This is a genomic window from Phycicoccus sp. Soil803 (assembly GCF_001429685.1).
Classification (GTDB): domain Bacteria; phylum Actinomycetota; class Actinomycetes; order Actinomycetales; family Dermatophilaceae; genus Pedococcus.
The window spans coordinates 1,956,712-1,968,201 of record NZ_LMST01000001.1 but is presented as its reverse complement, the minus strand read 5'-3'; the positions used below and the strand labels follow the sequence as shown (position 1 = coordinate 1,968,201).

At 69.5% G+C, this 11,490-nt stretch carries 8 protein-coding genes and 1 pseudogene; 4 read left to right on the top strand and 5 right to left on the bottom strand.

What is annotated here, in order from left to right; translation table 11 throughout:
• Positions 1–147, top strand: a pseudogene (locus tag ASG95_RS21275) (VOC family protein); the annotation flags it as partial.
• A gap of 191 nt (positions 148–338) precedes the next feature.
• Here the strand turns inward: ASG95_RS21275 and ASG95_RS09035 are convergent.
• Both ASG95_RS09035 and ASG95_RS09030 read right to left on the bottom strand, forming a co-directional pair.
• Positions 339–578, bottom strand: a complete 240-nt coding sequence (locus tag ASG95_RS09035) for a hypothetical protein (protein ID WP_157581864.1) — start codon at positions 576–578, stop codon at positions 339–341.
• Between the two features lie 70 nt (positions 579–648).
• A complete protein-coding gene (locus tag ASG95_RS09030; RefSeq protein WP_057377245.1) occupies positions 649–2,124 on the bottom strand; it encodes an HNH endonuclease signature motif containing protein in 1,476 nt (491 codons plus the stop codon).
• A 318-nt stretch (positions 2,125–2,442) separates the two neighbouring features.
• Between ASG95_RS09030 and ASG95_RS09025 the strand changes: the two genes are divergently transcribed.
• Positions 2,443–2,952, top strand: a complete 510-nt coding sequence (locus ASG95_RS09025) for a hypothetical protein (RefSeq protein WP_157581862.1) — start codon at positions 2,443–2,445, stop codon at positions 2,950–2,952.
• A gap of 7 nt (positions 2,953–2,959) precedes the next feature.
• On the opposite strand, the gene ASG95_RS09020 is transcribed toward ASG95_RS09025, so the two are convergent.
• Entirely contained in the window at positions 2,960–4,510 is a 1,551-nt protein-coding gene (locus ASG95_RS09020; RefSeq protein WP_057377243.1) for an NAD(P)/FAD-dependent oxidoreductase, read from the bottom strand.
• 355 nt (positions 4,511–4,865) lie between these two features.
• Between ASG95_RS09020 and ASG95_RS09015 the strand changes: the two genes are divergently transcribed.
• On the top strand, positions 4,866–7,214 hold the full coding sequence (locus tag ASG95_RS09015) for an immune inhibitor A domain-containing protein (protein WP_057377242.1): 2,349 nt from the start codon (positions 4,866–4,868) through the stop codon (positions 7,212–7,214).
• Between the two features lie 73 nt (positions 7,215–7,287).
• Here ASG95_RS09015 and ASG95_RS09010 read toward each other — a convergent pair whose 3' ends face one another.
• Positions 7,288–7,671: a hypothetical protein gene (locus tag ASG95_RS09010; protein WP_057377241.1), complete on the bottom strand. Its 384-nt coding sequence runs from the start codon at positions 7,669–7,671 to the stop codon at positions 7,288–7,290.
• Positions 7,672–7,878: 207 nt separating this feature from the next.
• Positions 7,879–10,191, bottom strand: coding sequence for an immune inhibitor A domain-containing protein (locus tag ASG95_RS09005; protein WP_056923418.1), 2,313 nt, complete (start codon positions 10,189–10,191; stop codon positions 7,879–7,881).
• A 288-nt stretch (positions 10,192–10,479) separates the two neighbouring features.
• Here ASG95_RS09005 and panB point away from each other — a divergent pair, with 288 nt between their 5' ends.
• Positions 10,480–11,379 (top strand): 3-methyl-2-oxobutanoate hydroxymethyltransferase, encoded by a 900-nt coding sequence (gene panB / locus ASG95_RS09000; RefSeq protein WP_057377240.1) that lies wholly within the window; start codon positions 10,480–10,482, stop codon positions 11,377–11,379.
• The last annotated feature ends 111 nt before the right edge of the window (positions 11,380–11,490 follow it).

Here is an 11,490-nt window from a genome sequence, read left to right as displayed (position 1 = left end):
GAGGAACTGCGCGGCTACTGGCAGGCGCTGTCGGACGGAGGGACCGTGACGGTCGAGCTGGCCGCCCAGCCGTGGGGCGACGAGTTCGGGATGTGCGTCGACCGGTTCGGGACCTCGTGGCTGGTCAACATCGCCGGGGGCGGCTGACCTACCCGATCCGCGCTGCGCCCGGTCGGTCAGGCTGTCCGTCGGTACCGCAGGTCGGCGATGCCGCGGCCGGCGGCAGTCCCCTTGCGCTCGAACCTCGTCACCGGCCGCTCGGCCCAGCCATCGACCACCCTAGGACGGCCCCGCAGGTGTGCCGTCAAGGCACGACCGGCGGCATGTCCGGACGCGCCCTATCCGAAGGGCACTGTTTCGCCGTCGACGGAAGCCAAGACCCAAACCTTGCGTCCAACTACCTGCTGTAGGACTTGCTCCAACACGCGTATGTCGCCGGTAAGCGACAAGAGGTCCGCTTGGGCGAGCACGAAGCAGACCTCATCGCCTGAGTCCAACGGAAGCATGTTGAGTTCGCCGACATAATCAGCGAGTTCAAACGCACCGCGAACGGCAGCCTGCTCCCCGACGCTGAACATGGTGGGCACGCTAGCCGAACTCATCTCAGGACGTCCGCTCATCGGCATGAGAGGACGATGACGTAAGTGGTCAGGCGGCCTGGTGGCCGTGGCGGTCCATCGGGTGGGTGGTGTGGGTGCGGCCGTCGGGCGCGGTCCAGGTGCAGATCCCGCGCCCGTCCATGGAGACCTGCCAGCCGGCGTGGTGCTTGAACCCGTGGTGGGTCGCGCACAGGGTCTGCAGGTTGGTGACGGTGGTCGGCCCGTCGGGATGTCGCACCACGTGGTCGAGCTGGCAGCGTCGGGCGGCGGTCGCGCAGCCGGGGAACCGGCAGGTGCCGTCGCGGGACCGGACCGCCCGCGCGGTCCTGGCGCCGGGGCGGTAGGTGGTCGGGTCCTGCCAGCGGATGGCGCCGGTGACCGAGTCGCTGCGGGCGAGGCGGATGGTGACGTCCGGGTCATTGAGCAGGTCCACCACGTCCGAGGGGAGCAGCGACCCGAGCAGCGGCACCTCGGTGTGGGAGGACACGAACCACACGGTGCCGTCGTGGTCGTGCAGCACCCCGTCGTCGAGCTCTTCACAGCCGCCGAGATCGGTGGGCTCGTCGCCCGGCTCGGGGGACCACAGGTCGGTGGGCTCGTCGAGGCACTCGGCCGACACGCCGAGGTCGGGACGGGCGGCGTGGTGGCCGTTGCCCTGCTCCGTGTCGTGGTGGTGGTCGCCGTCCGGGCCTTGGTTGGTGATCGGGGCGACGAGCTCGATGGTGGTGCTGATCGTGGCGTTGGCGGCGATCAGGTCGGCCAGCGCATCGGCCCGCAGCGCGCCGATCCGCTGCCCGGGGTTGGCGCGGGCGTATTCACCCGCTAGCCCATCGACGGCACCCCAGACCTGCATGGCCATGGGCGTCGGTAGGTCGGCCACCAGCCGGGTCATGCCGGTGCACTCCCCCGGGCGGACCCGCACGTCGCTGCGGCCCCGGGCCAGCGCGGCGTGCCGGTCGGCGTCGTCGGGCGCGCACCGGTCCGCCGCGCGGCGGGCCCGGCGGCGCAGCGCCGCACACGACACCTCGGTGATCCCGCCCTCCAGCACCCGGGCCTCGAACTCGTGCAACCGCTCGGGCGGCGCGGCCGCGGACTCCGCAACGACCGCGTCGACCCGGTAGGGCTCGAGGTCACCCGCCCAGGCCAGGGCCTGCACCTGCGGCAGCGCGCACACCACCCGGCGGGCCTGGTCGATCCGGGTCGACATGGTCCGCGGCGACACGTGCAGCAACGCCGCCAGCGACCCCGCCGCGACCGCGTGCCCGGACAACCGCTGCCGTCGCGGGCCGGCCGCGACCACGTCGGCCGCGTCGAGCTCGGCCCGCTCGTCGCACCGCCGGGCCACGGTCTCCATCGCCGACCGCTGCCGCGCGGTCACCGCACTCACCACCCGCTGCGACGCCAGGGCCAGCGCCTCCGCCTGCTCGACCGGCAGGTCCGCGATCTCGTCGTCAGTCAAGGCCAAGAGCGCACCAGCGAGGACGGCCGGGTCGGCCCCCTGCACGTCCTGCACGCTCTCGAACATGTGTTCGATCCTACACGGCGGCACCGACAGCCCGAGGCGCTGACCGGAAGCAGCCTGTGGACAACGAACGGACTGCCGCCAGAAGACGACATCGGGGAAAACGGTTGGGACCAAAGGAGGTTGCGCTCCTCAACCCAACGGCTCACGACGACGCCGATCGCGCCCCAGCGAGGCAACCCCCGAGGCATCCGAGCCCCCGCGCACGATCAACCGGGCCAACCGAACGGCCCCGGCCAACCGAATGCCACGGGCCAACCGAATGCCCCGGATCTGCCGGATCGCCCGTCTGCGGCCCTGCTCGGCACCTAGCCTTGCCAGGTGCCCAGCGTCCAGGTGTCCGAGTCGACCTTCCGCGTCGTCCCGCTTCCGCCGGTGTGCGTCAAGACCGGGACCCCGACGGCCGACGTGCTGACCATCAAGGGAAGCGCGGCGCCCACCTGGTCCTGGTTCATGATCATCTTCGGGTTCTTCCCGTGGCTGGTCGCGAGCATGGCCAGCTCGAAGAGCTATGAGATCCAGGTCCCCATGCAGGCCGCCGTGTGGCGTCGCCATCGCCGCGTCCGCCGTGCCGCTGTCGTCCTCTTCGTCGTAGGGGTGACCTTCGCCATCGTGGCCACCCTCCAGGGACGCCCCAACTCGGGCATCCTGCTCATGCCGGCGATCATCGGTGCGGCGGTCTACGCCGGGAACGAGTGGTTCAACGCCATCTGTGTGCAGCTGTCACGAGAGGGTGGACTCATGCTCACGCGGGTCCACCCGGGGTTCCAGCGGGCACTGCTCGAGTCACTGCGTGGCAGCCAGGCAGGCGGCCGGGTCCCCGGGGCCTGACGACTGCTCAGCCCTTCAGCACCGACATCGCGGCGTTGTGGCCCGGGATGCCGCTGACTCCCCCACCACGGCGGGCGCCGGCACCGGCGATGCGGACCGTCGGGTACACCGTCTCCACGCCCCAGCTGCCGACCTCGGACGCACTCTCGGCCCACGGCCACTGCAGCGACCGGTGGAAGATGTTGCCGCCCGGGAGGCCGAGGTCCGCCTCGAGCTCGACCGGCGTCCGCGCCTCCAGGCAGTAGGCCCCGTCGGCATCGCGGAGCAGAACGTCCTGGATGGGCTCGGCGAGCACCGAGTTGAGCGACTCGAGCGTCCGGGCGAGCGCGAGGTCCTTGGCCGCGTCGTGCTCCTCGCTGGTGCCGCGGAACAGCCGGGCCGGAAGGTGCAGCCCGAACAACGTGAGCGTCTGGGCATCCGTCGCCGCCAGCGAAGGGCCGAGGATCGAGCGGTCCGACAGGCTGTGGCAGTAGATCTCGCACGGCGGCAGCTGCGGCACGCGCCCGGCGTCAGCGGCGGCATACGCCTCGTCGAGCTGCGCCCAGCCCTCGTTGATGTGGAACGTGCCGGCGAACGCGGCGGCGGGGTCGACGGACTCGTCACGCAACCGCGGGAGGCGCGAGAGCAGCATGTTGACCTTGAGCTGCGCGCCCTCGGGCGCTTCCTCGGTGGGCACCGGGTCGGCGCCGGCCGCCGCGAGCAACGAGTTGAGGACCGCGGGCGCGCACGCCGCGTGGATCGTGGTCGCCCGCGCCGAGCCGCCGTCGAAGTGCACCTCGCCGTCCGGGTCGACCGCCAGCACGCGGGTGGAGGTGCGGATCTCGGCGCCGGCCGCGACAGCGGCGCGGGCCAGCCCGTCGGTGACCGCGCCCATGCCGCCGACGGGGACGTCCCAGTCACCCGTGCCGCCACCGATGAGGTGGTAGAGGAAGCAGACGTTCTGGCGCAGGTCGGCGCCACCCATCCGCGCGAAGGTGCCGATGAGGGCGTCGGTGGCGACGATGCCGCGCACCGTGTCGTCGGAGAACTCCTCCTCGAGCACCTGGGCCAGCGGCCGGCGCACCAAGGCGTCCCACAGGTCGTCGTCGCCGACGAGGGAGGCCACCTCCGCCTCGGTGCGCAGCGGCTCGAGCACGGTCGGGAAGACCCGCTCGGCCAGCTGCTGGACGCGCCCGTAGAACTGCTGCCACGCGGCATACTCCCGCGGGCTGCCGGTGAGCTGCGCGAAGCCGGCCGCGGTCGCCTCGGTGTCCCCGTGGTCGACGAGCAGCCCCCGACTGGGCTGCGACGGGACGGGGGTGAACGACGAGAACCGTCGCCGGATCAGCCGGACGTCGAGATCGAGGTCGCTGATGACCTGCCGCGGCAGCAGTGAGACGAGGTACGAGTAGCGCGACAGCCGCGCGTCCACTCCCGGGAACGCCCGGGCCGACACGGCGGCGCCGCCGACGTGGTCGGCCGCCTCCAGCACCAGCACGCGCCTGCCTGCACGGGCGAGGTATGCCGCGGCGGTGAGCCCGTTGTGCCCCGCACCGATGACGACGTCGTCGTAGTCCACCGGGCGAGCCTACGGGCCGGCGTGGCCGGCCTGCACGCCACCCTGCGTCGGCGGCGGATGCACGCCGCGACCGCCATGACATCTGTCACCAGGGCCCGCGGAGCGGCCCCAGCCGCCGCACGGCGACACGGTGGTCGGGAGCGTGAGATCACGAATGGATAACAAACCGGTTGTGGGGTGATCACATTTCGGACAGGCAGGTCTTCACTGTGAAAGTCCGGGTCACCCCGCGTTCTTGAGGAGCGTCGCGACCGGGCGCCAGGAGGAGTTCCCACCGATAGAAGGCAGGGTCCACGTGACACACACGGTCCACTCAGGAAGGCGCAGGGCTTACAGCCTGGTCGCCATTGGCAGCATGGTGCTCGCCGGCTTCGTCGCCAGCACCGGCTCTGCCGCAGCCGTTCCACCCACGGACAAGGCTGGCGGAAAGATCAAGCACGGCAGCGACAACCTGCGCACGCCGTTGGCGATCAAGCAGGATGCCCTGCGACAGACCGCCCTCCAGCGCAAGCTCAAGGGCGACAAGGCGATGCAGGGATCGGTCGCCAAGCTCGGCAAGGGTCAGTACGTCGAGCTCACCAACGAGGGCACGGACAAGATCTTCGTCGTCATCGCCGAGTTCGGAAACCAGCAGTTCCCGAACCCGATCTTCCAGGGCCCGCCGCCGGACGGCAGCACCACGGACGTGACCGGCCCGCTGCACAACGAGATCCCCGAGCCGGATCGCAGCGTTGACAACTCCACCCTGTGGCAGGCGAACTACGACCAGGCCCACTACCAGGACATGTACTTCAACCGGATGAAGAAGTACTACGAGACGCAGTCCTCGGGCCGCTACTCCGTCGACGGCACCGTCACCGAGTGGGTGAAGGTCCCGTTCAACGAGGCCCTCTACGGCCGGGACTACTGCGGCGACATCGTCTGCAACACCAGCAAGGCGCTGGTCCGCGACGCGCTCGCCGTGTGGGTGAAGGCGCAGCTGGACAGTGGCCAGACGATGGCGCAGATCCAGGACTACCTGAAGACCTTCGACCACCAGGACCGCTACGACATCGACGGTGACGGCAACTTCGCCGAGCCCGACGGGGTGATCGACCACTTCCAGATCGTCCACGCCGGTGGCGACCAGGCCGCCGGTGACCCGAACCAGGGTTCTGACGCGATCTGGAGCCACCGCTCCGGGGCCAACATCCAGGCTGGCGGCCCGCTCGGTGTCGGTGTCAACGTCGGCTCCAACGGCGGCATCGTGTCCAGCGCGCTGGTCCCCAACAACCCGACGGGCGTGTGGGTCTACGACTACACGATCCAGCCCGAGAACGGTGGCCTCGGCGTGTTCGCGCACGAGTTCGGCCACGACCTCGGCCTGCCGGACCTGTACGACACCTCGGGCAACACCGGTGGCGCCGAGAACAACACCGCGTTCTGGAGCCTGATGTCCTCGGGCGCCAACATCGGTGACGGCAGCCCCGACGGCATCGGCGACGCCCCGACCGACCTCGGCAACTGGGAGAAGTTCCAGCTCGGCTGGCTGAGCGCCCAGGGCACCAAGGGCCCGTTCTACGAGGTGGCCCATGCCGGGGTGAAGTCGACCCACAAGCTCGGCCCGAACACCCCGGCGTCCAAGTCACCGCAAGCGGTCTTCGTGGTGCTGCCGGACAAGAAGCGGGTCGACGACGTGGGTGTGCCCGCGTCCGGGACGCAGTTCTTCTACAGCGGACAGGGCAACGACTTCACGCACACCATGACCAAGACGACCGGGATCACCGCCGGGTCGCTCACGGCCAAGGTCCGCTACAGCACCGAGGACGACTTCGACTACGCCTTCCTCGAGGCCTCGAGCAACGGTGGCACCTCGTGGACGCCAGTGCTGACCAACCGGTCCAGCACCACCGACCCGAACAGCAACAACCCGTCGCACACCGGGATCACCGGCACGTCGACCGGTTTCGCCACGGGTGCCTATGTCGACCTGACGGCCACCCTGCCGGCCGGCACCAACGCCCTGCGGTGGCGCTACACCACGGACCCGGCGGTCATCGGCTACGGCATCGCCGTGGACGACGTCGCCATCAACGGGACGACCGTGGGCAACGCCGAGACCGACGAGGGCTGGGTCCTCGACGGCTTCATCCGCACCACCGGAAAGGCCGAGAGCTTCCACTTCAACGCCTACGTGCTGGAGAACCGCCAGTACGACGGCTACGACGCGTCGCTCAAGACGGCCTACAACTTCGGGTTCCTCAACACCAAGCCCGACTGGGTGGAGACCTACCCGTACCAGAACGGGATGCTCATCAACTACTGGGATGAGTCGTTCGGCGACAACAACGTCGGCGAGCACCCGGGCGGTGGACTGATCCTGCCGGTGGATGCCCACCCGCAGTTCAGCCACTGGCCGGACGGCACGCTGATGCGCCCGCGGATCGCGGCGTACGACTCGACCTTCGGGCTCGAGCGCACCGACGCGATCACGCTGCACAACAACAGCGTCGCCGGCACGATCGCCTCCAAGCCGGCGGTGCCGAGGTTCGACGACACCAAGACCTGGTGGTTCAACGCCGACGAGCACGCCGCCACCGGCGCGCACGCCGGTCGCTACCAGCCCGGCTGGTACGGCGTGGACGTCCCCGAGACGGGCACGACCGTCACGGTCAACGGCGTCGCCAGCGGTGGTCACCTCAACATCACGGTGGCCCCCAAGTAGGTCTGCTGGTCCGCCAGCACCGCGAAGGGCCCCGTCAGCCAGCCGGCTGACGGGGCCCTTCCCGTGGCGGGGGCTAGCGCGGTGTCTGGTCGTCGACCGGTGCGTGCGCGCGGCCGGCGTCGACCCCGGCCGCGACGGGACCTTCCGTGGTCGGGTCGTCGGACGCTGCCGCCGTGGCCGCGCCGGTCCCCTGGTCGGCCGGTGGGACGTCGTCGTCGGCATCGGTCAGCTCGGGGATCTCGGGGTCGATCTCCTCGTAGCGCCGATGCAGCTCGGAGGCGTCCGGCTCCAGCCCGATCTCCTCCAGCTCGGACGCCACGGCGGCGACCACGGCCTCGGGGCCCTGGCCAGCCGCCTTCGCCTCGCCGCGCAGCTGGGCCGCCACGACCTCGTGCCGTTGTTCCTCGGTCAGCTCGTCCTCCGAGCCGCTCTGCACCACCTCGAAGCTGTCTGCCATCAGTCAGTCCTCCTGGGTTTGTCGAACTGGGTTTGTCGAACTGGGTGTCGAACTGGGTGTCGAACTGGGTTTGTCGAGCTGGGTGTAGTCGAGCGCTGTCGTGTCGCCGCAGGTCGGCGACCTCCTTCGAGTCTGTNCAGGGCCCCGGGATCGTGGATCCCGGGGCCCTGCCGTGTCGTGCGCACTGACCTCGGTCAGCGCGTCAGGTCACTTGAAGCTGACCTGGACCTGCAGCTGGTTGCCGCCGTCCTCCGACTTGTTGACCTTCATGACCGTGCCGGAGCCAGCAACCTTGACCGAGGACCAGGGGTTGGCTGCGGACCAGTACTTGTTCGGGTCGCTGTCGTCGAAGACCGGGATGGCCGGCTGCGACGGGACGTTCAGCGCGGTGCCGTTGCGGTGGAAGGTCACCGCGTCGGTCCGCTCGAGACCGAACGTGGCGTCCCACGGCTGACGCCGGTTGCCCAGCTTCACGCCGTCGGCGAACGTCAACGGGGCGGGACGTGCGTCCACCGGCAGCGACTGGCCGCCACCCGGGTGACCCGAGGTGTTGTTGTCGGTGAACTCACCGTCGACGTACCAGACCAGCAGGCCGTTCTGGTACGGGAACCGCTCCACCCAGTCGGGCTTGGTGTTGGCCCAGCCGAAGTTGTACGGGCCGGTCTTGAGGGTGTTGTCGTACCCGGTGTAGGTGCGGTTCTCAGCCAGGTAGTAGTGGCTGACGACCTCGGACGTGGAACCGGTCATGCGGGTGAACCCGTCGGCCGTCCAGCCGTTGGTGCCGCCCTCGACGTCGTCGGTGACGGTGGTGCCGCCGACGGTGATGGCCAGGTCGTCGAGGAACGGGCCCTCGAAGTGCAGACCGCCGTCGGTGGCGTAGCGGAAGCGGAACTGGACGCTCTTGCCGGCGTACGGCGTGAGGTCCCACGACTTCTGCGCCCACGGGGTGAGGCCGGCGTTGTCGGACGGACCGGAGATCGGCGCTGCCGCGTCCTTCCAGGTCGCGCCACCGTCGGTGCTCACCTCGGCGTACAGGTAGTCGTAGTCCTGCTCGATGTTGTACTGCAGCCAGGCCGAGACCGAACCGGTGGTCGCGTTGGTGAGGTCCACCGTGCGGGTCAGGGTGTTGTTGAGGCTGTCGTTCGCCCCGCCCCACCACTCGTAGGAGCCACCGTGCGGGGTGTTGTAGTCGGTCTTGACCGTCTTGTCCGGCAGCGTGACCGCGAGCGCCTGGTAGGACGCCGTGCCCTTGGGCTGGTCGGCCGGGTTGAGCTTGACCGTCATGTCCGTGCCGTAGGGCACGGTCTTGTAGTCGAGCCAGCCGAGCTGCAGCTTCTCGAGCGGGCCCATGTAGCCCGGCGTGGTGCCGATCGAGTCGGTGCCGTGGTTGAGCCACGAGCCACCGGACATCAGCGTCCAGAAGCCCGTGCCGTTGTCGCCACCCGCGGTGTCGTAGTAGTCCGGCAGACCGAGGTCGTGGCCGAACTCGTGGGTGAAGACACCGAGGCCACCGTTCTCGGGCTCGGTGGTGTAGTCACCGATCCAGATGCCGGAGTTGCCCAGCGGCACACCGCCGAGCTTCGCGCCCTCCGGGCCGGTCTTGCCGGCGTCGGTGGAGTAGGCGTACCAGCGGTGCGACCAGATGGCGTTGGTGCCCTGGGCACCACCGCCGGCCTCCTCGCCCTCACCGGCGTGGATGGCCTGGAAGTGGTCGATGTAACCGTCGGGCTCGTTGAAGTTGCCGTCCTGGTCCGCGTCGTAGCGGTCGACCTTGTCGAACTGCTTGAGGTACGTCGTGATCTCGGCGTCGCTCTTGCCGGCCGCCTTCTGGGCGTTGTACCAAGCGGTCGCGGTGTCCTTGACGTAGTTCCAGTAGCCGTCGGCGTTGTTGTTCTTGCCGTAGCGGGCCTCGTTGAAGGGCACGGTCACCCAGTCGGAGACGTCACCCTTGGCCACGAAACGACCGTTCGACTGCTTGAGGTAGAAGTCCTTGAACGACTCACCGTCGCCGAACATCATGTCCTCGTAGTGGGCGCGGTTGAAGTCCGCGGTCCAGTACGTCGAGTTGTCGTCCGTCGCGTTGCCGTCCCAGACGCGGTCGGGCGCCGGGATGTTGTTGTGCACCGGGCCGGGCGTGGCGTCGAAGCCGGTCTTGGTCTGGGTGCCGAAGTCGGTGAGGACGGTGAAGATGTCCTCCTCGCGCTCGACCGGGTAGGACACGAAACGGTCCCTCGCCTCCTTGCTCCCCTTCGGAGCCTTGGCGTTGCCCGCGAGCTTGATGACCCGCTGGCCCCCACGCATCTCGGTGGTGGCCTCACCCTTGACGAGCTTGTCGACGGCCTCCTTGCGGAGGGCGCGAGCAGCGTCGCCCAGGGGGTTCGGCAGGTCGTGCTCCCGGTTGGCAGCCTTGGGCTCCGAGTCCTTCGGCGCGGGGGTCGCCTGCGCCGGAGCGGAAACGAGGCTCAGGGTGACGGCGGCGATGGCCGCACCCGAGAGAGCGCTCAGATGACGTCTCTTCACAAATCCTCCAGTTGAAATTGGCGGTCCTTGTTCGGACACACAAGGGCGACCCAAACACGGTTGCGCTAACAGACCAATGGTTCGACGGTTAAGAACTTGGTAAAGAAACCCCCGAACGATGGAGAAGGCTCACCGCGCACGCACGAGCCCCGCAAAATCAGCGGTCCAGCGAACCGGTGCCCGACAAGGCCGCAACTGTCCCGCTCGCCGGGAAAGGGTGGGGTTTCCCAGCGTGGGGTCGCTCGGGCGGTCCCTCCCGTCGGCCCGACCCGTCGATAGGGTCCTTGCATGAGCGAGCAGCCTCCGAGTTCAGCACCGATCCCCGGCTCCACCGTCGCAGCCGGGGAGGTCACCGCGCCCTACGGCACCGGGGCCCAGGCCGCGCCGCAGCGCCGCGTGCGCATCCCCCACCTGCGCGCGATGAAGGAGCGGGGCGAGAAGTGGGCCATGCTCACGGCCTACGACATGTACTCCGCCGAGATCTTCGACGAGGCCGGGATCCCCGTGCTGCTCGTCGGCGACTCGGCCGGCAACAACGTCTACGGCTTCGAGACCACGGTGCCGGTCACGGTCGACCACCTCGTGCCGCTGGTCCGCGCGGTCACGTCAGCGGCCAAGCACGCGATGGTGGTGGCCGACTTGCCGTTCGGCTCCTACCAGGCCAGCCCGCAGCAGGCCCTGGCCACGGCCACCCGCTTCATGAAGGAGGGCCTGGCCCACGCGGTCAAGCTCGAGGGCGGCAAGCCGATGGTGCCCGAGGTCGAGCTCCTCGTCCGTGCCGGCATCCCCGTGATGGGCCACATCGGCTTCACGCCGCAGAGCGAGCACGTCCTCGGCGGCTACCGCGTCCAGGGCCGTGGCGACTCCGGTGACCGGCTCGTCGAGGACGCCGTCGCGCTGGAGAAGGCCGGCTGCTTCGCCGTCGTCATGGAGATGGTGCCCGCGCCACTGGCCGCGCGGGTCACCGAGGTGCTGTCCATCCCGACCATCGGCATCGGGGCCGGACCGGACTGCGACGCCCAGGTGCTCGTGTGGCAGGACATGGCCGGCCTGCGCGGTGGCAAGGCGCCGCGGTTCGTCAAGAAGTACGCCGACCTTCGCGGCGAGCTCGGCCGAGCGGCCGCAGCGTATGCCGCGGACGTCGCCTCCGGCTCGTTCCCCGCCTCGGAGAACTCCTTCCTCGAGTGAGGGAAGCGTCGTCAGGTCTCCCGAAACTCGTGCATCGGTAGGACCTGACCCGGGCATTTCACCCGCTAGCGTCCCCCGGTGGGTCCCGACCGGACCCGACCCCACCACGAG